The sequence below is a fragment of the Archangium gephyra genome, assembly GCF_042230915.1.
Classification (GTDB): domain Bacteria; phylum Myxococcota; class Myxococcia; order Myxococcales; family Myxococcaceae; genus Archangium; species Archangium gephyra_B.
Map to the genome: position 1 here is coordinate 3012736 of NZ_CP102578.1, position 24881 is coordinate 3037616.

The 24881-nt window shown below is 69.3% G+C and carries 20 protein-coding genes; 2 read left to right on the forward strand and 18 right to left on the reverse strand.

The window, feature by feature from the left end; genetic code table 11:
- Positions 1-113 precede the first annotated feature (113 nt).
- Positions 114-1892 carry a di-heme-cytochrome C peroxidase gene (locus tag NR798_RS12115; RefSeq protein ID WP_375771614.1) on the forward strand — a complete coding sequence of 593 codons (1779 nt, stop codon included), beginning with the start codon at positions 114-116 and terminating at the stop codon, positions 1890-1892.
- 2 nt (positions 1893-1894) lie between these two features.
- Here NR798_RS12115 and NR798_RS12120 read toward each other — a convergent pair whose 3' ends face one another.
- The 13 genes from NR798_RS12120 to NR798_RS12180 all read right to left on the reverse strand — a co-directional run bounded on the left by NR798_RS12120 (position 1895) and on the right by NR798_RS12180 (position 17273).
- A complete protein-coding gene (locus NR798_RS12120) occupies positions 1895-4027 on the reverse strand; it encodes an FUSC family protein (RefSeq protein ID WP_375771615.1) in 2133 nt (710 codons plus the stop codon).
- 92 nt (positions 4028-4119) lie between these two features.
- The gene (hemA, locus tag NR798_RS12125) at positions 4120-5409 is read right to left on the reverse strand and encodes a glutamyl-tRNA reductase (protein ID WP_375771616.1); all 1290 of its coding nucleotides are present in this window, start codon (positions 5407-5409) and stop codon (positions 4120-4122) included.
- A gap of 76 nt (positions 5410-5485) precedes the next feature.
- Positions 5486-6982: a heme peroxidase family protein gene (locus NR798_RS12130; RefSeq protein WP_375771617.1), complete on the reverse strand. Its 1497-nt coding sequence runs from the start codon at positions 6980-6982 to the stop codon at positions 5486-5488.
- Positions 6983-7153: 171 nt separating this feature from the next.
- The gene (zwf, locus tag NR798_RS12135; RefSeq protein ID WP_375771618.1) at positions 7154-8716 is read right to left on the reverse strand and encodes a glucose-6-phosphate dehydrogenase; all 1563 of its coding nucleotides are present in this window, start codon (positions 8714-8716) and stop codon (positions 7154-7156) included.
- Between the two features lie 165 nt (positions 8717-8881).
- Positions 8882-10444, reverse strand: a complete 1563-nt coding sequence (locus tag NR798_RS12140) for a hypothetical protein (protein ID WP_375771619.1) — start codon at positions 10442-10444, stop codon at positions 8882-8884.
- Between the two features lie 127 nt (positions 10445-10571).
- Positions 10572-11621: an arsenosugar biosynthesis radical SAM (seleno)protein ArsS gene (arsS, locus tag NR798_RS12145; RefSeq protein WP_375771620.1), complete on the reverse strand. Its 1050-nt coding sequence runs from the start codon at positions 11619-11621 to the stop codon at positions 10572-10574.
- 11 nt (positions 11622-11632) lie between these two features.
- Positions 11633-11971: an arsenosugar biosynthesis-associated peroxidase-like protein gene (locus NR798_RS12150; RefSeq protein WP_375771621.1), complete on the reverse strand. Its 339-nt coding sequence runs from the start codon at positions 11969-11971 to the stop codon at positions 11633-11635.
- 23 nt (positions 11972-11994) lie between these two features.
- Positions 11995-13260 (reverse strand): pyridoxal phosphate-dependent aminotransferase, encoded by a 1266-nt coding sequence (locus tag NR798_RS12155; protein ID WP_375771622.1) that lies wholly within the window; start codon positions 13258-13260, stop codon positions 11995-11997.
- Positions 13261-13322: 62 nt separating this feature from the next.
- The gene (locus tag NR798_RS12160; protein ID WP_375771623.1) at positions 13323-13874 is read right to left on the reverse strand and encodes a hypothetical protein; all 552 of its coding nucleotides are present in this window, start codon (positions 13872-13874) and stop codon (positions 13323-13325) included.
- Positions 13875-13879: 5 nt separating this feature from the next.
- Positions 13880-14779 carry an alpha/beta fold hydrolase gene (locus NR798_RS12165; protein WP_375771624.1) on the reverse strand — a complete coding sequence of 300 codons (900 nt, stop codon included), beginning with the start codon at positions 14777-14779 and terminating at the stop codon, positions 13880-13882.
- Entirely contained in the window at positions 14776-15915 is a 1140-nt protein-coding gene (locus NR798_RS12170) for an alpha/beta fold hydrolase (protein WP_375771625.1), read from the reverse strand. The genes NR798_RS12165 and NR798_RS12170 overlap by 4 nt, the downstream gene beginning before the upstream one ends.
- Positions 15916-15954: 39 nt before the next feature.
- Positions 15955-16440, reverse strand: a complete 486-nt coding sequence (locus tag NR798_RS12175) for a hypothetical protein (RefSeq protein ID WP_375771626.1) — start codon at positions 16438-16440, stop codon at positions 15955-15957.
- Positions 16441-16466: 26 nt separating this feature from the next.
- Positions 16467-17273 carry a hypothetical protein gene (locus NR798_RS12180; RefSeq protein ID WP_375771627.1) on the reverse strand — a complete coding sequence of 269 codons (807 nt, stop codon included), beginning with the start codon at positions 17271-17273 and terminating at the stop codon, positions 16467-16469.
- 81 nt (positions 17274-17354) lie between these two features.
- On the opposite strand from NR798_RS12180, the gene NR798_RS12185 reads away from it, so the two are divergent.
- A complete protein-coding gene (locus NR798_RS12185) occupies positions 17355-18167 on the forward strand; it encodes a glutathione S-transferase family protein (RefSeq protein WP_375771628.1) in 813 nt (270 codons plus the stop codon).
- A gap of 53 nt (positions 18168-18220) precedes the next feature.
- On the opposite strand, the gene NR798_RS12190 is transcribed toward NR798_RS12185, so the two are convergent.
- The 5 genes from NR798_RS12190 to NR798_RS12210 form a co-directional block, all read right to left on the reverse strand.
- Entirely contained in the window at positions 18221-19711 is a 1491-nt protein-coding gene (locus NR798_RS12190) for a chondroitinase-B domain-containing protein (RefSeq protein ID WP_375771629.1), read from the reverse strand.
- Positions 19712-19813: 102 nt separating this feature from the next.
- Positions 19814-20710 (reverse strand): hypothetical protein, encoded by an 897-nt coding sequence (locus NR798_RS12195; protein ID WP_375771630.1) that lies wholly within the window; start codon positions 20708-20710, stop codon positions 19814-19816.
- 206 nt (positions 20711-20916) lie between these two features.
- Positions 20917-23220: a vanadium-dependent haloperoxidase gene (locus tag NR798_RS12200; protein WP_375771631.1), complete on the reverse strand. Its 2304-nt coding sequence runs from the start codon at positions 23218-23220 to the stop codon at positions 20917-20919.
- Positions 23221-23524: 304 nt separating this feature from the next.
- Positions 23525-24451, reverse strand: coding sequence for a tyrosinase family protein (locus NR798_RS12205; RefSeq protein WP_375771632.1), 927 nt, complete (start codon positions 24449-24451; stop codon positions 23525-23527).
- Complete coding sequence (locus NR798_RS12210; RefSeq protein ID WP_375771633.1) at positions 24448-24804, reverse strand: hypothetical protein; 357 nt, start codon at positions 24802-24804, stop codon at positions 24448-24450. Before NR798_RS12210 ends, NR798_RS12205 begins: the two co-directional genes overlap by 4 nt.
- Positions 24805-24881: the final 77 nt, after the last annotated feature.

The following is a 24881-nucleotide window of genomic DNA, read 5'->3' on the forward strand; positions in this document are numbered from 1 at the left end:
TCCTTCCATGGGACTCCGGTGCGGGATGTGCACGCGGGCACTTGAAGCAGACCTCGATACTTCCCAAGTAGGGCGCGCGTGATTCTCCCATCGGGAGACGCGGAGGGGTCTGCATGGACTGCAGAAGTGCAAGGGGCGTGCTCGTCTGGCTGTGTCTCGCGGGGGTGCTGGGGAGCTGTGCATCGGCTCCGCGCTCCTCCCCACCACCCAACGCGGGAGGCAGCGGCTCGCCAGCCGGGTTGTCGCAGCGGGAGCGCGAGGGCTTCTACCACCTGGCCCAGGGCAACGAGCATCTCTGGCTCGCCGTGCTCCGCGCGCTGCCGAGCCGGAGCACCCTGGAGGGGCGGGTGTCCGGGTTCCAGTCCTTCCTCGACGAGCCCGAGCGCTTCGGCCTGTTGTCGGACCCGGACAGCCCCGAGGGGTTGCCAGTGGGCGTAGCGCTCGTGCCCGCCACCGAGCGCCATCCCGTGGCGCGCGTGGGCATCAACTGCGCCGCCTGCCACGTTGGCGAGTTCCACTACCGCGACGCGAAGGTGCGGGTGGATGGCGCGCCGAGCCTCCTCAACATGGACGACTTCAACCGGGAGGCGGTCGAGGTGCTGTCCAGGACGCTCATGGATCGGACCCAGCTCCTGGCCTTCCTCGAGCGGCTGGCCGTGTACCTGCCTGAGCAGACGCGGGGGGGCAGGCCGCCGCGCCTGGAGGCGGTGGCGGACGCGCGGCTGCAGGAGGCCTATCCCGACACGGAGCTCACGCCGGATGGGAACTCGAGCGCGCGGGAGAAGCTCGTGGCCGAGGTGGAGTGGTACTGCGGCTCGCAGCAGCCGAGCCCGTGCGAGCCGCCAAGGCTCAAAGCCGATCCGGTGCTCCTGAGGGAGTTCGATGAGCAGCTCGGCCAATACTTCCGCGAGCAGAGCCGCAAGCAGGTGCGCACCGTCCCCGATGCCATCCGGGTGCTGCGAGGTCACCTGGTGTACTTCATGCGGCTCGGCACGCTGAAGTTCGGCGCGCAGGCGGGCCCTGGCCGGGTGGATGCCTTTGGCGTGGCGCGCGGGGTGCTCTTCGGGCCGCAGGCGGCGGGCGTGCTGGATGCGCCGGTGAGCTACCCCTGCCTCTGGGAATTCCAGACGAGCCCGTGGCTGCACTGGGACGGGAACACCAACTCCATCATGGAGCGCAACATCGGCCAGGCGCTCGGCATGGGGGCCGTCGTCGACCGGCGGACCTTCGAGTCCTCCGTCCTCCCGCGCAACCTGGCGGAGATGGAGAGGCTCTCGCGCAAGATTGTCTCGCCCGCGTGGCCGGAGGAGGTCTTCGGGGCGCTGGATGCGGGGCGCATCGAGCGCGGGCGGGGGCTCTTCGCCCAGAACTGCCAGGGCTGCCATGACAAGCCGGGCGTGATTCCCCTGGAGGCCGTGGGCACGGATGGGAACCGGGCCCGGAGCTTCGCGTCGAGGGTGGGAGACCTGGAGTTCCCCGCGGCGTTGCAGGACCTGCTCTCGCGCGTGAAGCAGCGGGCGTATGCGCGCGAGGGGCTGAGCCAGGAGGAGATCAGCCCGCTGGAGCCGGGCATCGTCTATTGGCGCGCGCCCATGGGGTACGTGTCCCGGCCACTGTCGGGCATCTGGGCGAGCCCGCCCTATCTGCACAATGGCTCGGTGCCCACGTTGTGGGACCTCTTGCAGCCCGTGGCGCGGCGCCCGGCGCGCTTCCCCCTGGGCCAGCACGAGTACGACCCGGAGAAGGTCGGTTACGTCACCGAGGTCTCCGGCACGCCCCGCTTCACCTTCGACGTGTCGATGCCCGGCAACGGCAACGGCGGGCACGAGTACGGGACCGGCCTTTCCGACGAGGAGAAGCTCGACCTGATCGAGTACCTGAAGTCGCTCTGATTCTAGGTCCGCTGTGGGAGCGCTCTTCCGCGGAAGGCGCTCGCCGTCCTGGCAATCAGGTTGAGGGTGTCGTCCACGCGTGCGAGCCAGTGCAGCAGGATGGGGGGGCTCGCCGGGCCCCGCCGGACGGTCTCCTCTCCCGCGAGGGATTGCCGGGCCTTCTCGAGCAGCGGCATCGCGGGCTCGAGCAGGGGCGCCTCCTTCCGCTCCAACGCCCGCTCGAGCGCGCGCGCATTGCTCGCGAGCCTGACCCCTGCCTGGCGGATCCACTCGCGGGCCGCCTCGTTCACCTCGGGTACCCCCTTTCCCAACGCGAGGTGCCGGACGAAGAGGACGAGCTCGGACACCGCATGCACCGTGCGCGCCGTGCGCGGGGCGAAGCGCACGAGCCTTCCGTTGAGGGGACGTGCCGCCGTTCTCAGGTCTCGCAGGCGCGCGTCGAGGGTGCGCGCCGCGTCGATCAACCGCGCCGGGTCCGATTCCTTCGAGCGGTTCACCACGGCCTCCTCCAGATAGTCGCACACGGCGGACAGGACCTGTCTGGCGGTCGCGTGGATGTGCACCGTCGTCCCCTCCGGAAGGAGGATGATGGCGATGAGCACGCCGAGGCCGGCACCGATCAGCGTCTCCTCGATGCGCAGGTAGAGGAGCCCGGGCGAGAAGAGGCCGAGCAGGCTGTAGAGGATGGAGATCAGCGTGGTGAACCAGAAGACCATCCACGCATAGGAAAGCTGTATCAGGTAGAAGCCGAAGAAGATGCACACGAAGACGCCCGCGAGCTCGACGGTGCGGTGGCCGACGACGAGCCCCGCGAGCAGCAGCCCGGCGATGACCCCCAGCAAGGTTCCGAGCACCCGCGCCCAGGCGCGCTGCAGCGTGTCTCCCAGGGTCCTCGTCCGCGTGAAGATGACGAACGTGGTGATGACGGCCCAGTACCAGCGATCGGCCGACACCGCATGGCCCACCACCATCGCGAGCACGCTCGCCACGGTGACCTGGATGGCCTGACGCGTCGCCGGATGGAGGCCCTTCTCCGCGGGCTGCTCGGGTGGACGTGTGCCCGCGGTAGCGGCTGCCGCCTGCCCTGGTGCGAGCCGGGGCGCCTTGTGCGGGAGCTGGGCGGCGGCCTCCACCAGGTCCGAGATGGAGTTGCTCAGGCGCCGCGCGTCCGCACGGCCAGGCGCGTCTTCAGGCATGCCCGACACCGAATTCCGCACGTGCTCGATGTGCTCCTGCATCAGCCGCCGGGCGGCCGGGTCTCCCTCCCGGACGAAGGTGCGTGCGGCGGCCAGGGCCTGCCGGATCTCCCGGCGTGCATCCGGCACCAGCGCATCGGACTCCACCACCTGCTGGACGGCTCCGAGCACCCGGCTGACCGCGAGCTCCAGGTCGAAGATCCGCAGCCGGAGGGCGGGCTGGCACCGGGTGAGCAGCTCCTCCACCGCGAGCGCCGAGTCATTCAGGCGATCCTGCTCCCGGCCGAGCCGGCGAAGCAGCGAGCGGGTCATCCGCGGGCGTTCGGGAAGGTCCGTGAGATTCCACAGGACGATGGCGACCGTCTTGCGGAAGGTGCGGAGGAAGCGCTGGAGGTCGAGGCGGGCCCGGTCTCGGATGAGCCCGAAGCGCACCGTGTACGCGAGGCCGATCCCCACCACGGTGGCGCCGGCGAGGGCGGGCAATTGCGCCAGTTGCGCGTGGAAGAAGAGCGCGTTGAAGAAGGCGAAGAAGCCAATCATCCCGAGCGCCAGCCCTCGGGGACCGAACCGCCGCGCGAAGGTGGCGAGGAAGATCGTCACCGCGAAGGCCGCCGCGCCGAGCAGGGGGATGCGCGAGGCGAGCGTCCCCAACACGATCGACGCCGTGGCCGGGAGGAGCATGAGCAGCGTCGTCATGCGCTGTGCCCGGGGTGAGGGGTCGGTGGCGAGCTGGGAGCCCATCATCGCCACCATGGTGCCCACCAGGGTGACGGTTGGCGGCTCGCCCAGCCAGCGGGCCAGCCGGGAGAGGAGCAGGGCGGCCAGGCCGGCACTCACGACGGCGCGCATGCCCTGCCGCAGCCGCCCGAGCGCCGGGTCGGACGTCACGAACAGGTCCCACAGGTGAGCAGGATGAAGAAGGCGCTTCAGGTCTCGCAAGCCAGTCCTCTCTTCTGGAAGAGCTTGCGGATGGGGGCGCGTACCTGCTCGCCCGGAGGCTCGTCCGTCCGGAGAGGGAGCGGCCAGGACGGTCAGCCGTGGAGGCCGAACAGCTCCGCGGTGGCATGGGCGAGCAGCGCGTCCTCCTGCTCGGTGCCCGCCGCCCGGAGGCGTGCCGTGGGCTCGTGCAGCAGCTTGTTGATGATGGCGCGCGCCATGGCCTCGACGCTCTTGCGCTGCTTGTCGGAGAGCGTCTCGCCGAGTGAGGCGAGCGTGCGCTCCGCCTCGGCCCGGGCGATGGCGTCCGCGTGCTGGCGCAGGCGGGAGAGGACGGGCACCCCGGTGCGTACGGCCCGCTCGCGCATGAAGCGGGCCACTTCCCCGGCCACCAGCGCCTCCGCCTTCCGCGCCTCCTCGGCCCGGGCCGCCGCGTTCTCCAGGACGAAGCGCTGGATGTCGTCCACGTCGAGCACGCGCACCTGCTTCATCCAGCCCACCTCGGGAGCGATGTCACGCGGCACGGCGAGGTCCACCATGACGAGCGGCCGCTTCCGCGTCTCGAGCACCGGCGCCACGTTCTCCCGGGTGAAGAGGGGCACCGGTGAGGACGTCCCGCTCACCACCACGTCCGCGGAGGCGAGCAGGGTGGACAGCTCCTCCATCGGCAGTGCGGTGCCCCCCACCTCGGTGGCCAGGGCCTGGGCGCGCGCGAGCGTGCGGTTGACCACCACCAGGCGGCCCACGCCCGCCCGCCGCAGGTGCCGCGCGGCCAGTGCCGACATCTCGCCCGCGCCCACCACCAGCACCGTCCGCTCCTCGAGCCCGTCCCACGCCCGGCTGGCGAGTGCCACGGCCGCGCTGGCCATGGACGTGGCCGCCATGCCGATGGCCGTCTCCGTGCGCACCCGCTTGGCGCACCGGAAGGCCGCCGCGAACATGCGCGACAGCTCGCCGTGCACCGTGCCCGCCGTCTGGCTGTGCTCGAGGGCGTCCTTCACCTGGCCCAGCACCTGCGCCTCGCCCAGCACCATGGAGTCCAGGCTGGAGGCCACCCGGAAGAGGTGCGTGAGCGCGGCCTCGCCCTGGTACTCGTAGAGCTGCCCGAGCACCTCCGGGCCTCCCATGCGGCCCAGCTCCTCTCGGGCCTGCTCGCGGGCCCGGTCCGCGTCCGGCGTGGCCAGGTAGAGCTCCACCCGGTTGCAGGTGGAGATGAGCAGGGCCTCGGCGGAGCTCTGCCCGAGCCGCCGCAGCAGCTCTACCTGCTGCTCCCCGGGCAGGGCCAGCCGCTCGCGCACCGTCAGCGGCGCCGTCCGGTAGGACAGCCCGATGCACAGCAACTCCGCCGTCTTCGACGACGAATGGCCAGGCTCGCGTGCGTTCATGGTCCGTCCTGCTCCGGGTACAAGAAGAAGAAAAAGAGGGGGGCCCCCTCGTATGTGGGGGCCCCCGCTCAGGGGATTACGCCGCCGGGGCCACCGCGGGAGCCGGGGCCGCCACGGGCCTCAACGGGACGCCGGCGAACTTCAGCAGGTCGGCCATGAGGAACTTGCCCTCGGCGTTGGCGAGCTCCGGCTTCCAGTTCGGGTTGGCGTTGAGGAACGAGAACCGGTCACCCCGGAGCACGCCGATGAACACCTCCGCCACGATTTGCGCGCCCACGGGCCCGAGCCGCCTGCCCTCGTTGTCCTTCTCCAGCTCCGACTCCTTGAGGATGTAGTACCAGGGCGGGCTGGAGCTCTCGAACCCGGCCCCGAACTGCTTCAGCTCATCGAGCTTCAGTGGCTTGATGCCCAGGCGCTTCGCCATGGCCTGGCCCGAGGGGAGCCGGAGGGCCAGGCTCCGCAGCAGGTTGCGTTGAGCGAGCGACTCGGGATTGATGATCGTCCCCACCCCATCTCCACCCAACTGGCCCGGCGCCCCGCCGAGCAGTCCGAAGAGCGCGCTCGACAGCCGGGAGTCGATGCGTTTGCCGGGGGTGGGGGCGGGCACGCTGGCGTCCGCGAGTCCTTCGAAGAACCGCGCCCACTCCACGAACCGCCGGGCGGCGCGCTTGCCTCCGCGCAGATCGGCCGGATCCGCTTCGTTCGCCAGGGTGTTGTTGAAGATGGCCGTGGCGAAGCCGCCGTTGACCCGGTAGGCGGGGCGCACCTGGCTGTGCCCGAAGCGGTAGGCGGCGACCGAGAACTCCACCGGGATGAAGGGCTCGTTCCGCCACCGGAAGATGCGCTCGCGCGGGCGATCGTCCAGCACGTTGTTCAACACCGTCTGCCCGACGATCCTCGGCAGGAAGTCATGGAGGATGATCCACTGGTAGTGCCAGCGCACCATCCGCTGGGCCTGCTCGAAGACCTGAGAGCCGGTGACGCCCTTGCCGCGCAGGTGATCGACGATGGCGTTGTGGAACTTGAGCATGGCCACGTGGAACTGCGAGACGATGGTGTTCTCGTCGTTGCGCGGATCCGCGATGAGCGCGGTGTTCTGGCTGTTGCGCGGCATGTCATCGTTGGTGTCGGGACCGCCGAGCTTCTCGATGAGGAACTTCGCCGGATCATTGACGTCATAGAGGTGGCGCGACACCCGAGGGCCGGCGCCATACACGTTGTCCAGCTCGAACGCCGGGGTGCGGAAGTTCTCGATGGCCTCCGGGTCGTTCTGCCGCTCCAGGATGGAGGTCGGGTCGAACGTCAGATCGTGGTCGACGAACTGCCCGAAGAAGGTGAAGCCCGCGGGGAGGTTCTCATTGTCGAGGTTGCTGGCGCCGGGCTGGCCGGCAGGAATGTCCAGGGCGTCCATCAACCCACCGCGCTTGCCGAGCTCGAAGAGCGCCTCGCGGACCTTCTGATTGTCCGGAGCGAAGACGGGCAGGCCCGGGAAGAGCCGGCCGAAGCGGCCCCGATCGTGAAACTGCGACTCGGGAGGGTTGTGGCCTCGGATTTGGGTTTCACCGTGCAACATCGTGTGTGCTCCTGACATCGGAACGCCGGCGATTGCTCAGGAGGCCACGTGAGGGCGTTCCGGTCATTGAGGTTCCGCCTCCTGCTTTTCCGATAGAGAAGTGGCGGTTGTGATGTGACAGGCGGGTCGGAATACAGGCGGTGGAACGTGTCCCGGCGCTTGCCCGCCTGCTCAGCGGGCGTTCCAGCGGCGGCCATGGGCCTCCAGGAGGTGACTCGCGGCGGCCGGTCCCCACGAGCCCGCGGCATAGGGGACAAGGGGCAGCCCGCCATGCGCCGAGCCCCAGGCCTCCAGCAGGGGCATGACGAGCTCCCAGCCGCGCTCGACCAGGTCGTTGCGCACGTAGTGCGTGGAGACGCCGAGCATGCAGTCCAGCAGCAGCCGCTCGTAGGCCTCGGCGAGCCGGGTGCCGAAGGTAGCCCCGTAGCGGAAGTCCAGGGCCACGTCATGGTGGTGCACCGCCCGTCCTGGCGCTTTCGTGGCGAAGCGCAGGGCAATGCCCTCGTCGGGCTGGATGCGGAGGTGGAGCTGGTTGGGCGTGCCCCTCGCCAGCGGCCCGTCCTTGAACTGGACCACCACCTCCGTCAGCCGCTGGGCCATCCGCTTCCCCGAGCGCACGTAGAAGGGCACCCCGGCCCAGCGCGGGTTGTCGAAGCGCATCGTCAGCATCGCGAAGGTCTCGGTGCGCGAGCCGGGCGCGACGCCGGGCTCCTGCCGGTAGCCGGGCACGGGCTGGCCGGCGAGGAACCCCGGGCCGTACTGGCCGCGCACGCACTCGGTGCGGATGCGCTCGGGCGTGAAGGCGCGCGCGGACGCCATCACCTCCTGCTTCGCGTCGTGCACCGCCTCGGGGGACAGGCTCGACGGGGGCTCCATGGCCAGCAGCGCGAGCACCTGGAGCAGGTGGTTCTGCACCATGTCGCGCACCACGCCCGCCTTCTCGTAGTACCCGCCGCGTCCCTCCACGCCCACCGTCTCGGCGCTGGTGATCTGCACGTGATCGATGTGCCCGCGGTCCCACAGCGGCTCGAAGATGCGGTTGGCGAAGCGCAGCACGAGCAGGTTCTGCACCATCTCCTTCCCCAGGTAATGGTCCATCCGGTACACGCTCGACTCGTCGAGGTAGCGGTGGATGCCCTGGTTGAGGGAGCGCGCCGTCTCCAGGTCCGTGCCGAAGGGCTTCTCCACGACGAGCCGCACCCAGGAGGGTGCATGGGCGCGCGTGAGGCCCGCCTCGCCCAGGTGGCGCACGGCCTGGGCGTGGAGCGTGGGCGCGAGCGACAGGTAGAAGATGCGGTTGCCGCGCGTGCCGCGTTGCCGGTCCACCTCCTCGAGCACCTGGCCCAGGTGCCGGTAGTCCTCGGCGCTGGAGATGTCCATGGGGACGTAATGGAGCCGGCGGGAGAAGGCGCGCCAGGCAGCCTCGTCCACGGGGCCGGCCTCGGGGGAGCGCTCGAGGGCCTCGCGCATGCTGGCGCGGAACTGCTCGGTGCTCATGCGCTGGAGGGCCGCGCCGATGATGGTGGACTCCGGGGGCAGGTAGCCCTCGAGGGCCAGCCGGTAGAGCGCGGGGAGGAGCTTGCGCCGCGCCAGGTCTCCGGACGCGCCGAAGAGCACGAAGGCACACGGCTCGGCCCGGAGGGACACATCGCTCAGGGTCCCGAAGGAGACTCCAGACGAGGCACGGTCCTCCATGTGCAGGGGTTCTTCCATCCGAAGGGCTGCGGACTGCATGGGCGTGACTCCAGGGGGTGGTGCACCCGGTGGGGGCGCTCGAGAAGGGGTGGAGGGACGAGGAGCCCCGCCGGGCGCGCACGAGACCAACTGGTCCTACTGTCGGACCAGTTGCTCGCGGCCGCGCCCGGCGAGGCTCCCTCGGGGCTTCAGGGGAGGGCCGGCTCAGGCGGCCGACTGGGACTCGGACTGGGCCTCGAAGTCCTGGAGGATCGACTCCACCTGCTGGCGGGAGAGGGCCTCGTAGAGCTCGGCGCGGAACGCTTCCTGGCGGTCATCCAGGCGGCGCTGGAAGTGCAGCCAGTCGAGCCGGGCCAGGAGGGCGGCGGCGCGTCCCAGGGGGCTGCGCGCGGCCTCGTCGCGGATGGCGAGGATGCGCGAGATGTTCTCCGGCTGGAAGGGGCCGTGGTAGCCGGTCTGCGAGTCCATGTACCGCAGGATTTGAGCGCCGCCGATGCCCACGCCGTCCACGCCCGTGTAGACGGCCAGGGGGATGTGGGGGAAGCGGAAGCCCGCGGAGAAGTAGGTGCGCAGCCCGCGCTCGTGCGCGCGGTGGACGAGCTCCAGCGCCTCGGCATGGGTGAGCTGCTCCATCACCGGGAGACTGGGGTAGGTGTCCGCCGCGCCATCCCAGGTGACCTTGTCGAAGCCGCCCTCCTTGACGAGCTCGATGCCCAGCAGGCCGATCTCCTTGCGGTCCACCACGATGCGCGAGCGGCCGTTGCGGTCATCCACCAGGGGCGTGTTGAGGTTGAAGGCCGCGGACAGGAGCTGCTTGCGCGCATCGCGCAGGATGTTGCTGCGCAGGCCGCGCATGAACTCGACGATCTGCGAGGCCGTCATGCGATCCATGGCGACCTTGCACTCGGCGACGCCCATCTGGAACATGGCGGTGCAGGTGCCGGACATGGTCTGCACCGTCTTCCATAGGTCCAGGTGGAACTTGCCGCTGTCGAACATGGGCCGGCCGATGAAGCTGGTCACCGGTGCGCGCCCGGCCACGTGCAACCGCACCTTGGCCACGTTGAGGATGCGGGGAATCCGGTAGGACTCCACCGACTCGCGATCCTGGTGACCGCGCTCCAGGTGCTCCACGTGGACGAGCACGCCGCGCAGCCAGTCCTCGCGGGTGGTGGTGCCGGCGAGGTGGCCCTCGCCCGGGTCGGTGACGGACATGTGCGTCTGCGTCTCGCCGAAGCCGGGGATGGGCAGGGGCTTGTAGGGCAGCTGCAGGCGGGCCCCGTTGGCCAGCGCCTCGTGGGCCATGTGGATGGCCAGCTTCTCGCGGCGGGTGGGCTTGCGGCGCTCGCGGCGCAGGTCCTCGAGGAGGAGGGACACTTCCTCGAGCTGGGTGGGGTGCTGCGCGTCGGTGCGCTGGCCGTCGGCGTCCTCGACCTCCACGTCGCCCAGCCACTGCGCCGAGGCGTCCATCACCGCGTCATACATCTCCAACAGGCTGGCATCGGGCAGCCGCTGCAGCAGGGTGCGCATGCACTCGGCGAAGTCGCGCAGCTGGCCGTGCTCGGCGGTGAGCTTCTCCAGCTCCACGTCCACCTGCGCCATCAACTCCTGGAGCGTCTGGGGCCGGAAGACGGAGATGGGCTCACGCTTGCGGAACTTGCCCGTGCTGGAACGGATGGCCTGCGTCCTCATCCCGTCGATCAGCGACACCATCTGCCCGAGAATCAGCCGGCGAGCCTCATCCTCATTCCATCGCATCATGCTCATTCGGTTTGCTCCATTGTGTTGGGATTGATGGGGAGCGGGAGCGCGAGTGCGCGTCCCAGGCCACCCATTTCCAATGGAGTTGCCGTGATGGGATTTGTGAGTGCGGTTGTGAACGCGACGGCGTTTTTCAGGTCGTGGCGCCGCCGCAGCTCGACCCGGCACCAGCCGTGCAGCCGAAGCAGTGGCGGTCCGTGACGATGGTCCGGGAATCCAGCGCTGCCAGATTGAAGTCCCGGATGTGGCGCGGGGCCCCGGCCTCCACCGGCAGCTCCAGCATCTGGTTGAAGTCGCAGTCGTAGAGCTGGCCGTCCCAGCCCACCGAGAGGGTGTTGCGGCACATCACCCCTCGGGCCGCGGCCGGGTTGAAGGCACTCACCAGCCGCTGCAGGTACGCCTCCAGGTTGCCGGATTCCCGAAGCCACTCGAGGAAGCGGCTGATGGGCATGTTGGTGAGGGCATACAGGCTGTCGAAGCGGATGCCATGGTTGCGCAGCAGCTCCCGCTTCCATTCCGCCTCCAGCGAGGCCTGTCCGGCCGGCAGGAAGGCACCCACGGGGTTCGTCACCAGCACCAGCCGCAGACCGCTCTGGCCGTCCCCGTAGCCCAGCGCGTTGAGCCGCTTCAGCGCGCGAATGGACTGCTCGTAGACGCCCTCGCCGCGCTGCTTGTCCGTGTTGAGCGCCCGGTAGTGGGGCAGCGAGCACACCACCTCCACCCGGTGCTCGGCGAGGAAGCCGGGCAGCTCATAGTGGGGCTTCGTCTCCAGGATGGTGAGGTTGCAGCGGTCCATCACGTGGCGGCCGAGCTTGCGCACCTCCTCCACGAGCCAGCGGAAGTGCGGGTTCATCTCCGGCGCGCCGCCCGTGAGGTCCACGGTGGGAATGGACGTCTTCGCCAGGGCCGCGAGGCACAGCTCCATCGTCTCGCGGCTCATCACCTCGCGCCGGTCCGGCCCCGCGTCCACGTGGCAGTGGCGGCACGTCTGGTTGCACATCTTCCCGAGGTTCATCTGGAAGATGTCGAGCCGGCCAGGGCGCAGGGGGTGGAGCCCGGACTGCCGCAGGGCCTCGTCGAACTCACGGGGGAGCGGCACCTGGTGGAGCGTCTCCCGCTGGGTGAGGGGAGAGGCGAGGGGACTCCTCCGGGCCTGGAGGGAGGGCGGGGTGCTCTTGGACATGGCGGGGCTTCCTACATGCCCACCTTGTCCACGTGGTTGCGCATCTGCACGCCGTGCACCAGCGAGGCGCCGCCCCGGATGGCCGCCGCCACGTGGATGGCCTCGGTCATCTGATCCAGGTCCGAGCCCTTCTCCAGCGCATCCTTGCTATAGGCGTCGATGCAGTAGGGGCACTGGACGGCGTGCGCCACCGCCAGGGCGATGAGCGACTTCTCGCGCGCGGAGAGGGCGCCCTCGGCGAAGACGGCGCCGTACCAGTCGAAGAACTTCTGGGCCAGCTCGGGCCGGTTCTTCCCGATGTCCGGGAAGCGGGCCAGGTCGTGCGAGTGGTAGTAGTGGGGATGGTCCATGGTCGCTGCCTCCAGGAAAGGGACTAGCTGCCGGTGTAGCGGAGCACCAGGGCCTCCAAGCGGCCCAGGGCCTTCTCCAGCACCTCCATGGAGGGGCCGAAGGACAGGCGCACGTAGCTGCGGAAGCGCGAGGGTCGGGCGCGCCGCTTGCCGGGGTTCACGTCGAAGAACTCGCCGGGCACGGTGATGATCTTCTCGTCGAGCGCGGCGCGGAAGAAGCCCATGCCGTCATTGAGGGGCGCGGGCAGTCCGGCCACGTTGCCCCAGACATAGAAGGTGCCATCGGGCGGGCGGTCCGTGCGGATGCCCAGCCGCTCCAGGCGCGAGTGGAAGCGGTCGCGCTTCTCGCGGAAGTGGTGGTGGATGGCGAGCGTCTCCTTCACCACCAGCTGCTCGTCCAGCAGGGGAATCGCGGCGCGCTGGAGGGGCCGGCTGCCGCCTCCATCCAGGAAGCTGCCCGCGCTGGACACCGCGTCGATGACCTGGCGCGGGCCCAGCGTCCACGTCATGCGCCAGCCCGGGTAGCGCCAGTTCTTGGTGAAGCCGTCGAAGAGGACGATGGGGTCCTTGTTGACGTCCTCCACGTAGCGGGCGGCGCTCTCCAGGGGCAGCTGCCCGGGGCGGCTCGTCCACAGGTAGTGCGAGTAGAACTCGTCGATGAGCAGGGTGCACTCCTGCTCCCGGGCCACGCCCACCCAGCGCGCCAGCTCCTCGCCCTGCACCAGCTTGCCGGTGGGGTTGCACGGGTTGGAGAAGAGCAGGGCGGACAGGCCGCGGCCCTGGATTTCGCGGCGCAGGTCCTCGTGCGTGAAGGCGTAGCCGCGCTCGCCCTCCAGGAGGATGGGGATGGAGGTGAAGGCCTTGAAGGCGTCCAGCAGCTCCTCGTAGGCGGTGTAGTCCGGGAGGAAGTGGCCGAGGTTGACGCTGCCGAGGCTGGCCGCGGCGCGGGTGAGGGCGGCCCGGCCACCGCCGGAGAGGGAGACGTTCTCGGCGGAGTACTGGCTGGGCAGGCCGCGCCGGTAGAGCCGGTTGTAGAGGGAGGCGATGGCCTCGCGCACTTCCCAGAGGCCGGCCACGGGGGCGTACTCCAGGTCGTTCACGTCCACGGTGACGCTGCCGATGCGGGGCGGCGCGCCGGGCAGCTCGCCCGTCTCGGGCTGGCCCTGGCCGAGGTTGCACCACTCGGAGTCTCCCGGGCGGTAGCCCCGGCGCGTGGCCTCGGCGGTGACGTAGATGACGCCCGTGCGCGGCACGGTGCGGAACGCGGGCAGGCTGGTGTCTTCGCTCACGTCCCGGACGCTAGCCGAGAACGGGCGGGGCCTTCAGCTATCGAATCGCCCACCCGTCGCCTTCACATCGCCTGGATGCTGTAGGGGTCGCTGATGTCGATCATATAGCCCCCCCCACGGCCATTCATCAGGATCTGCTTTCCGGGGGCCTCCACCCGGGTGAGGAGCGTCCAGCTCTCGGGGAGCGAGGCCAGCACGGTCCCCACGTGTTTGCCCTCCTTGTAGAGGAAGATGATCTCCACCGCCTCGGTGCCCGGTTTCGTCAGGGGCAGCAGGATCGACACCACGTCATGGTTGGCCTGCTTGCGGATCAACGTTCCCTGCTCCGCATCCACGGCCTTGAGGGAATAGGCGGTCTCTACGTTGAGCTGTCTGTCCAGCCACTCCCGCTTTTTCGCGTCCCCGGGCTTGAGGGCCTCTTGCATCTTCGGAATCACCGAGAGCTTCTTGAAGCCCTCATCGGCACGTGCCTTCCAGCGTGCGGTGATGGCGGCCTCCGGGGCACTCGAAGACGGCGTGGGCGTGCCCGCATCACGCGCCAGCACGGGCGCCGCGGCGAGGAGGAGGCTGGCGAGGAGCGCGACGTGGATGCCTCGGGGGAGCTTGGGGTTCATGGGGTTCACGTCCGCACGAGCGTGGTGAGGATGTCCTTCCAGTTCGAGTAGAGGGAGAAGTGTCCTCCGCCCGGCTGGAAATGGGGCACGGTGTTCGGGATGCGCGCGTGCAGGTAGCGCCCCATCTGCAGCGGCACGATGGAGTCTCCCTCCCAGTACCAGAGGTGCACCGGGATGCGGATGTCCTCCAGTGGGAAGCCCCACGGCGAGGTGAGCAGCCGGGCCTCTTGAATCATCCCCTGCACGCCCTGGCGCGAGGCCTCGAAGCGGAAGCCCTTCACCTGCTTGGAGATGGCGGGGTCCGACAGCACGGCCCGGTCATCCGCCGAGCACTCCCTCATCAGCGCGACGAGGGCGGAGTCGGGCTTGCGGCGCACGCTCCGGTCGTGCAGGCGCATCACCGGCTCCAGCAGCCAGCCCGGCCACATGGCCATGCTGTAGGCGGCGCGGTAGTCCCGGTTGACGCCCGCCATGGCGTCGGTGCGGTTGAAGGGTGCCGAGCCGGAGATGATGGCCGCGCACGAGAGCCGCTCGCCCAGGCGGTACGCGCAGGCCGCCACGTAGGGGCCTCCCGCGGACACGCCCATCACCGCGAAGCGGCCCAGTCCCAGCTCGTTGGCCAGCTGCTCGACGTCCGCCGGCATGTCCAGCAGGGTGCGGCCCTTCTTGAAGTCGGACTGCCCGTAGCCCGGACGGTCCGGGGTGATGAGCCGCACGCCCAGACTCGCCGTGAGCGCATCGTCCGGGTGCCGCATGTAGCGCGAGCCCGGGTTGCCGTGCATGAAGATGACCGGCATGCCCTCCAGGTTCCCGGACTCGACGTAGGCTAGCTTGCGCCCGTCGCGCAGGCGCACCGCGCCCTCTCGCGACTGCACACGGACCTCACGTACCTGCGCCTCGTTCATTCCCCTCCCTCCATGGGCTGGGAGCGCTGGCTCATCCAGCCGTCGATGTGCGGCCACACCTTCACCGGCGACTTGCTGGAGGCCGACAGGCCGATGTGTCCCACCGGGAAACGCATCGTCTGGCGGTCCTTCGTGCCCACCAGCAGGCCCTCCAGCGGCTCGCTCATGGCCGGCGGGGCGATGTTGTCCTGCTCCGCGATGATGTTGAGCACGGGGCAGTGGATGCGCCCCAGGTCCACCCGCTCGCCCCCCACCTCCATCTGGTTCCGGCAGAAGAGGTTCTGCTGGTAGCAGTCGCGCATGTACTGCCGGTACACCTCACCGGGGAAGGGCACGGCGTCGGCGCCCCAGCGCTCCAGCGCGAGGAAGGTGGTGACGAAGGAGGGGTCGTCGATCTGCCGGCACAGGTCCAGCCACTTGGTGATGCGCTGGACGGGGCTGGCCATGAAGAAGCCGCTCTCCAGCACATAGGTGGGCACGTTGCCGTAGGCGTCCACCAGCGAGTCCACGTCGAAGTGCTGCGGCTGCGTCCACAGCGAGTAGATGCCGCCCTTGCTGAAGTCCACCGGGGTGGCCTGCACCACGAGGTTGCGCACGCCCTCGGGGTGGAGCGCGGTGTAGGCCAGCGCCATGGTGCCGCCCATGCAGTAGCCGTAGAGCGTCACGTCGTCGCTGCCGCTCACCCGCTGCGTCCAGCGCACGGCGGTGCGGATGTGTCCGCCGAGCAGCTCGCTCCAGGTGAGGTTCTGCTCCCCCTGCCCGGCGAAACCCCAGTCGATGGCGTAGACGTCGTAGCCCTGGCGGGTGAGGTACTCGATGAGGCTGCGGCCGGGCAGGAAGTCGAGGATGTACCAGCGGTTGATGAGCGAGTAGACGAAGAGGATGGGCGTGCGGTAGCGGCGCCGGGGCGCGGCGTAGCGCAACAGGCGCATGCTGCCGCGCGTGTACACCACCGAGTGCGGGGTGGGGCTGATGGGCGGCTCGCGGACCCCGGCGGCCTTCTCGAAGAGGGGCTTGAGGTACGGGTACGGATTGATGGAGCGGTCCTGCAGGGCCTGCGCGAGCGAGCGCGAGACGTCGACCTGGGACGAGACGAACGAGCGGATCCGCTGGAAGGCTTGGGCGGGCCGATTCACGGGAGGGCTCCAGGAGCAAGGGCGATCATGGCAGCTGTCCTACCTGGCCGAGCCGGACCGGCGGCGGCGCGGGGCGGGCACGGGAGCCGGTTCGGCGGCGGGGGCGGTGACGGGGGAGGAGACGGTGTTGGAGGACGCGAGGGCGGCCGGCGGCTGCTCCTGGCGCTCCAGGAGCTCCACGACGTGCTCGAGCTGCGAGCCCAGGGCCTCCACCTGGTCTCCCATGCGGCGCAGCTGGTCGCGCAGGGAGTCGACCTCGGAGGCGGTGGGCACGCGCAGAGTGTGCAGCGCATTCTCCATGAGTGAAGTGCGGCGGATCTGCAGCGTGAAGCCGCGGCGCATGAGCCCGCCGCTGACGCGCAGGAAGGTGGGGCTCTCGGCCAGGTGGGCTGCCACCTTCGTGAGACCCCGCTCGGCCTTGACGAAGACCTGGCCCGAGCGGGTTTCCGGGCTGGTGAGCTGCCCGACCTTCTTGAGTGCGCGGGCGAGCAGGCCAGGGGCGGGACGGGAAGCGGGGGCGGTCATGCCGCCCACTCTACCTCGCTCCCGGCTCAGCGGACGATGGGGACCGTCACCGGCGCCTTGTCGTCGATCTCCACCTCCACCTTGCCTACCCGCCAGAGCACCTCGCTGAAGTCGACCTTCACCCGGTGTCCCTTGGCCGTCTCGATGAGCGCCTGGCCCTTCTTGGGCAGGAACTCGCCCACCTCGTACTCCAGGCCGGTGAAGGTGACCCGGTCCGTGCCCAGCGGCCCGGACACCTGCCCCGGCCCGTCGAACACGAGCGAGGTGCTCCCGAAGAGGGGTGCGCCCTCGCGCAGGCCCACCCGGCCGTCCACGCGGTAGGTGTTGCCGGGCCGGCCCGGCAGGGCGCCCGCGGCCTCGGTCCAGAAGCGCTTCTCGTCGCCGCAGGTGCCGTAGCCCACCTTCGCCTGGAGCACACGGCCGTCCACCGTCAGCTCGTTGAGGTCGGCGGAGAGGTCCATCCGCTCCTCGCCCCCGTGGTAGACGAAGGCGGTCTGCCCCGACACGGTGTGCCCGTTCACCGAGCAGCCGCCCTCCGGGAAGGAGAGCACCACCGCGTCCGTGGACTCGTCCTGGGCCTCGGCGGTGGCGGTGACACAGGCCACCTTCACGTGAATGCCCTCGGCGGCCTGGCCCACGAAGGTGCGCCGCGGCTCGCCGCAGGTGTAGACGGGAAGGATTCCGAGCAGCTCGAGCGCGAGGCGGGCCTGATGGGCCGCGTGGATGGCGAGGTCCACGCGCGTCTTCGCGTCATCGATCTCCTCCTGGGTGGGCGGCTCCCGGCCGCAGGCGGTGGCGAGCAGGACGAGGGCGAGGCAGGCGCGGATTTTCATGGGGGCATTCTCCTCTGCCTGGGGGCCCATCGCGCAAGCCCGGCTGTACCCAGCGGTCGGGGCGCGGCATGCTCCCCGCTCATGGCCCAACCCGAGATCAAGCTGTACCAGTTCCCCATCTCGCACTACTGCGAGAAGACCCGCTGGAACCTCGACGCCAAGGGGCTGCCCTACGTCATCGAGAACCTGATTCCCGGCCCGCACCGCTTCGTGACGAAGCGCCTGACGAAGGGCGGCCGGGGCACGGTCCCCGTGCTGGTGGACCGGGGCTCCGTCGTTACGGACTCCACGGACATCGCCCTGCACCTGGAGCAGGCCTACGCGTCGGCTCCCACGCTGATTCCGGCCCAGGGGCCCGAGCGTGAGCGGGTCCTGGAGCTGGAGGCCTACTTCGACGAGGTGGCCGGCAAGCACGTGCGCCGCTGGGTGTACTCGACGCTCTTCGCCAGTGGCGCGGACATCAAGCCGCTGATGTTCGGCGCGTTCCCGCTGCCGCTGCGCCTGGTCGGAACGGTGCTGCTCCCCGTCATCAAGCAGGCTATCCGGCGCCAGTACGCGCTGACGCCTCCCAAGGTGGAGGAGTCGCGGGTGAAGCTCCAGGAGGGGTTGGACAGGCTGGAGCGCGAGATTCAGGGAGACCCGTCGCGCTACCTGGTGGGCTCGTCCCTGTCGATCGCGGACATCAGCGCGGCGTCACTCTTCAGCCCGCTGGTGGCCGCCGAGGGCTCGCCGTACGCGGTGCGGCCCGGGGAGGAGGTGCCGAAGGCGATCGCCGAGCTGCGTGCGTCCGTGCTGGCGAGGCCCGCGGGCCAGTGGCTGCTGCTGCGCTACCGGGAGGACCGCCAGCGCGTGGCGCGGGGCTTCGGCGCGGGCTCCGCGGTGGCGAACGGCTGAGGCCGCTGTCCGTCTCCACCGGAGTGGGGTGTGAGGCGGAGCGAAGGCTCCCCTCAGCGCTCGGCCGCCGGATGCGCTCGCCGCCAGCGCCGCCGGGATACGGCATACAGGGGCACCAGAATGAACAGGAGTTGGGCCGCGAGGCCCGGGCTGGTGTTGCAGCCCCCATCCGAGGAGCTCTGCCCATTCCCGTCGCCGGTACCCGGGAGGGTGGGATCGCCTGGGGTGGTGCCGGCGTCGGTGTTGCCACCTCCGGTCCCCGCGTCCGTGGAGGTGCCCGCATCCGCGCCGGTGCCCGCATCCGCGCCGGTGCCCGCGTCCGCACCGGTTCCCGCGCCGCAGTCTCCCAGTGAGTGCTCGAGCGCGCCAAGCGTATAGGCCCCTGCCGAGGGACGAGGGCGGGCACAGAGGTCGTCCGTCACCGTGGCCCGCGCCGCGGCGGCTCCGAGGAGCGGCGACACGTCACCCTTGAGACGCAGGTCTCCGCTGAGGGGCGCCTGGTACCAGGTGGTCCAGGTGCCCGAGGCCACGTTCATCAGGTTCGTGCCGGCAGTGAAGCTGCCGCTGTCGCGAGCACGAACGACGGAGGACATCACGTTGCCGTGGGCCTCTCCGGTGGTGGAGGCGAAGCGGAAGTCCACGCCTGTCGTGGAGATGAGCGTGTTGAACAGCACCTTCGTGTTGGCGGCCTTGTTCAGGTAGATGCCCACGTCCGAGCAGTTGATGATGACGTTGTTGCGCAGGACTCCGTCCGTGTGCTCGGGATCGCAGGGGACGGCCGCATCGAAGGCGGGCGCACAGTACGCATTGCCCGTGCCTCCGCCGCCGAAGGACAGGCCAATGCGCGTCCCTCCGCTCGGGTAGTCCTTCACGCAGAGGACGCGGTTGCGCTCGAAGACGCCCCGCTTGCCACCGCTCTTCATGAAGGCGCCGTAGGAGATGTTGCCGAGCTTGTAGAAGTCGTGCACGTCGTTGTCGCGGACCACCCAGTCGTCACCGGTGTCGATGTTGATCTTGGTGACGGGGGTCGAGGTCGAGCGCGCGTGCGTGTCGTAGAACTCGTTGCGTTCCACGAGGCCGCGGTGGGGCATCTCATAGACGCCACTGCCGTTCGGCGCCGCGTTCACCTTGAGCTGCGCGTTGAAGTCGCGGAGGCGGCTGTTGCGCAGCACGAAACCCTCCGCGTGGCCCGTGACATGGAACGCGTGCTCGCAGTTCTCGTCCACGGAGCAGACCCCCTCGACGGTCAGGCCGTCGAAGGTCCAGTACCGGCCCGACACCTTGAAGCCCTCGAGCGCGTTGAACTGGATGCGGGCCGCGTACCGGTTCGCGGCCCGCACGGTGATGGGCTGGGTGGCGGTGCCCTCCGCCGAGCAGCTCAGGTTGACGTTCAGCGCGTACGTGCCATCCGCGAGGACGATGTCATCGCCCGCCTGCGCCGAGGCGAGCGCGGACTGCAGCTGGGCAACCGTCGAGACGTTCTTCACCGCGGCCACGGTGGGCAGCGGCAGGAGGAGCAGCGCGAGGGACGTAGTAATCCGCATGACCGCGCAGGCTACCCGATGCCCGCTTGGACGGGGGGATTTGCTGGGACGGGTCCCTCACCGCGCAGGGCAGGGGGTTGGAGTCGAGCCCAGTGAGGTGTCTCAGGCGGCGGGGGCGCTCGCGGCCGAAGCGTCTTCCTGCTCCGGCTTCATGAAGCGCTCGAGGTACTGGGTGCTGAGCTTCGGGGGGAGGATCGCGTTCTCGAGCAGCTCCACCTTGTTCTCCTGCTGCTTGCCGTCCTTCACCACGGTGTGGATCTCGTTGACGGAGAGGAAGGCGGTGTTCGCGCACCGCGGGCAGTAGCGGCGCAGGAGCTGGATGCGGTGGGCGGAGCCGGCGTCCGGGTGGTCGGCCAGGGTGAGCAGGCCGGCGAGATCGCCACGGTCCAACACGGGCTGGACGTCCTCGCGGGTGAGGCCCTTGAGGCTGCTGCCCTGGCTCTTGGTCCACGCCTGGCAGGACTCGCAGTAGGGCACGGCCGCATCGGCCATCGAGAGGAGGACGGGGGCCCCGACGACGATGGCGGCCTCGATGAACCAGATGACCATCACACCAATGCCGGAGATCTCCGTGCTGCCCTTGCCGACCTTCCAGCCACCCTCGATGCGTGCATCCAGCCACCCCTTGAAAGAGGCCTCCTGGGCGAGCTCGGAAAAGGTGACGCCCGGGTAGTTGGAGGTCGCCTCATGGATGGCGAGCACGAATCCCCAGCCGTAGGAGGCGGCGAGCCCGACCGCGCCCAGCAGCAGGCCCAGGCCGAGCGCGAGCGTGCGGTTGCGGCAGTGGCCGGACGTGACGGTCTTGGAGCCCAGCACCCCGAGCGCGAAGCCAAAGCCCGCGGTGAGCAGGAAGCTCGCGTAGATGAAGGGAATGAAGTCGAGCAACAGCATGTAGACGCCCGCGAGCAGGACGGCGGCGAGCAGCGAGCCGAGCGCGTAGACGAGCGTGAGCGGACCAAACGCGCCGGAGGGCGCGTAGCGTTGGATGGTGGCGTGCATGGATGGATGTCCCCCTCTGGCGGCGGGAGTCCTTCATGGCTCCCGCCGTTGCTCCGGGCGATATAGCAGCACCCTTCGCCAGGAGTCCGCGCACCCGCGGTCTCACCGCCGTGCCTCGCAGTACGAGCCCAGGCCTCTAAGCTGCCTGCGCTCCTACTGCGACCCGGGCCTCGGTCTCGGCGCGAGGCCCGGGCCGAGGCAGCTCATCAGACGAGCGGCTTCACCACCCCGTTGGAGATGCAGACGGTGATGCCGTCGAAGCGGGTGAACTGGAAGAAGGCATCCTCCTCGTTGAAGGTGAGGCTCATCTCCTGGAGCAGCCCGATGGCCACCGCCTCGCCGAGCGGCAGCGAGTCCGTGTAGTCGCTGCGCCAGTGCACACCCGCCGCGCTGCGGAACAGGGCGATGTTGCCGGCCAGCTTGTTCAACTCGCCGCCCACGGTCAGCTGCGCCGCATCCGAGCCCGTGTAGAGCACCAGCGCCGTGCCGTCCGCATTGGCCACCATGGGGCTCTCGATGAGCGTGCTCTCGTCGAAGAAGGCCTTGAGGATGGTGGCGCACGCGCCGGAGATGGTGGCGTGCCCGGCACCATAGGCCGGGTGCGTGGGGCAGCCTTCCGGGTAGGCCTGCGGCAGCAGGTACGAGCCGTACCGCTCCGGGAAGTACGGGGCCAACCCGCCCGTGGACATCGACGAGAGGACAGAGTTGTTGTTGTTGCTGAGCATCGGGTAGGTCCGCCGGCCGTTCAAATGGTTGTCGATGCGGCCACCGTACTCCTCGGGGCGCAACCGCCGGTGCACGCCCCACTTCTGCCACCACACCGCCCGTCCCGCGCGCCCGGCCACCTCGATGAGTACCTGCAACAGGTGCAAGGGCCCGAAGGTGGCGAAGCCCACCTGCTTGCGCGCATCGGCCCCGGCGCCCGGTGGGTCATACGGGTTGCCCTGGTTGAAGGCGAACTCCATGTCCACCTGGGGCCGGCCCGTGCCCGCCGCGTTGCTCGTTCTCTGGTTCCCGCGCGCCTCGGAGAGCAGATAGAAGGCCGTGGTGTAGAAGGCGTTCACCACCTGGTCGAAGTGCACGTAGTTGGCTCCATCCCGCAGGTTGCGGATGAAGCGCGGGGTCGGGTCGAACTGGTCGTTTCCCCGGTCGTCCCGGCCGTTCTGCACCGCCAGCCAGTCGGTGAAGTTCGTCAGGTAGTCGGCGGCCGCGCCAAGCTCCGGGAACCCCTTCACCGTTCCCTGCCGCTGGGTGATGATCTGCGAGCCATAAATGATGTTGCCGTCGATGGCGTCACGCCCCAGTCCGGCCGGTTTACGCGGGTCGATGTTGCCCTTGAGCAGGAATTGCGACACGTACGGGCCCGCCTGCTCGCCGGGGTAGATGCCCCGGAACAGGTTCTGCACCGTGACAGGCCTCGTTCCACCAAACAGTTGAAACTCGCCGTTCAGTGAGCTGATGGCCCGGGCGAGGATGCTGCCGGCGGTTCCGGCCTCGGTGGCGTAATTGATGAAGGGCACGTCGCGCGCCAGCGCCATCCAGTACAGCTCCCCCATCTCCGCGGCCGTCAGATCGGAGTCGAAGCGCGGTGCGGGCGGCATGGTGACCGCCTGGGCGTCCGGGCCCTCCAGGTCGAAGGCGAGCCCCGCCTGCGGGTTGGTCAGCTTCTTGGCTCCCTCGGGCTGGAGGATCTCCTCGAAGTCCCCGGGGTTGCGGCTCTCCAGCGCCCGCAGCAGGGTGCCGTAGGAGATGGGGTCCGGATCACCCAGCGCATCGTGCTTGAGGCTCTTGGAGTAGTTGCCGACGAACGGATGATCCGGGTAGTTGACCTCGTCGTTGTTGTTGGCGTGCTCGGAATGGAGACGCGCGGCCGCCAACTCCGCGGCCCTGCCGCGGGTGCCCAGCGCGCCCAGGCGCCGCTCCTCCACCCGCCGGGAGGGGCTATTCACGGGCGTGTTGAACGAGTCGAAGATGGCAACGCCCGGGTATGCGACCAGCCCGGTGGTCAACGCACCGAACTTCAGCACGCACGCCGTGAGAGTCACGGGCGTGGCTTTGCTGAAGAGCACGGTCCACCGCTCGCCATCGGGAGACACCTCCCACCAGGTCGTGCCCTGGTTTTCCCGCAGCCGCCACCAGTGGTGCGCCGCCGGATCGTACGGGCAGGTGGCGAGCGTCGTGGAGGTGCCCACCACCACCTGGATGCAGCGGAGCTGGCCGGCGCTGGCGACGAGCATCACCCGGTTGGCATCATCGCTGCCCGCGCTGAGGAGGGTCTCCGTGCCAGGCACCTGATTCAGCACATGGACGACCTCGAGCGTGATGGACGAGTTGGTCAGGTCGTACAGGGACTTGGTCGAGTACCCGGAGAAGTTCGTGCCCGTCTGATTGGGCGAGGGCCGGAACTCGACGCGCTGATTCTCCTCCCGGCGCTGGCCGAAGCCAGACCACTTCGCCGAGTCCCTGTCGTTGTCGTTGAAGTTGTCAGTGCAGGTATGTGCTTTCGCCATGGTGCCCCCATCTCTCGCGAAGAGCTCGCGGGATGCTTGCCACCATGTCTACAATCCATGTCTGACATTGAGAGATGTTCAATCGGCCATCGGACCTCACCTGCCCGGATACAGCGGCGCTACAGCATGGCGGGAACGTTGAACGACGGGATGACGTGGACGCCTCTGTCCTTTTTTCGTCGGTTCATTCTTTTTCTTGTATGAGATTGGTCAGAACCGGATTCGCCGTCTGGTTTTCGGGGAAGCATCGAGCCCCAGGTACTCCAGGCGGGCGAGCACCTCACCGGGGGGCACGCGGTGACGCTCAGTTCTGCAGGTCCGTGAGCGTGTCGTAGTCGTAGTTGTCGGTGGCGCGGAAGGGGGCTCCGGGACGCAGGGGCTCGAGCACGCTGCGGGGTGTGACGGGCGAGGCCTCCCTGAAGACCGAGTAGAGCGCGTCATCGATCCGGTGGAAGGCCAGATCGGCGGGCGCGCTCTGCGCGGGGAGGTAGGGGGCGTCCGGGTACCGGCGCTGCCACGCATACCAGATGCGATCCACGTTGCAGTGGTGCAGGAAGAACGTGGGGTCGTTGGGCGACGTGCTGTCCGTCATGTCGCCGCCCACCCAGACATGCACGCTGTTGTGTATCCTCGCGGGTCCCTCCCAGCCTTCCAGGTAGTTGCGGAAGCCGTTCGAGGCACTGGAGTAGGGTGGGGCGTCATAGAGGATCTGGTCGCGCAGCACCGTGCGAAGCGCCTCGCGCGTGGGCAGTGCGCCCTGGCTTCCGAGTGCACGTTGAAGCGGCCGCGGCCGTGCCAATCGCGTCAGCCCCCGCTCCGCCGGGACGACACGCACCTGCCAGAGCGTGGGGGAGGTGAAGCGGCCCAGCGCCGTTCCGGCCCAGATGCGGGACTGGCGTGGATTCGACAGTGCCGCGTCCGCGGCCCAGTCCCAGTAGGGCAGCCGGAACTCCGGATCTCCGACCGCGGTGCGGAGGTATCCCTCGAAGCGAATCAGGTAGTAGCGGTGCCACGGCAGGAAGGCCGGACCCGAGTGGGCCGCGTTGCGGTCTCGCTGCGTCGGTGGCGTGAAGAGCATCATCGACTGGTGGTGCCACGCCACGAAGAAGTCATAGATGGAGAGCCCCTGCTGTCCCGGCCACGGAAAGCGCGCCGGATCCTTGAGGGCCAGCACGCCGTCGATGAACCGCTGCCGGAGGCCCTCATCGGAAAGGATGTTCCGGCGGATCATCGCCCACCTCCCCGCCCGTGAGCGGCGTGGTCATGGCCGCCGTGGTCCTCGTGGCCGCTGCTGGCCTCGCCGCCGGGAGGGTTGGGCTGCGCCGCCTCGAACAGGTGCGGCATGCGTTCGAGGAGGTGGAGCACGAGCTCCGTCGCCGTCGCGAAGGTGAGGTAGGGGCACAGGTGGGACCAGAGCCGCCCCTCCTCGTCCACCATCATGTGCAGCGTGACGAGGCGTCCCTCGACCCGCACCTCGTACGTCGTGGTGATGGTGATGGTGTTGCCCCGGTGCTCGAGCACGCGATCGCTGCGGACGAGGTCTTCGTGCCGGTGCTCGACATAGGTGGGGAAGTTCTTCCTCACCCACTCCGGGTGCTCACGCCCTGGGGTGAAGGGATCGAACTCGAGAGGCGCGACGGCACGCGGCCCTGTCTTTCCAG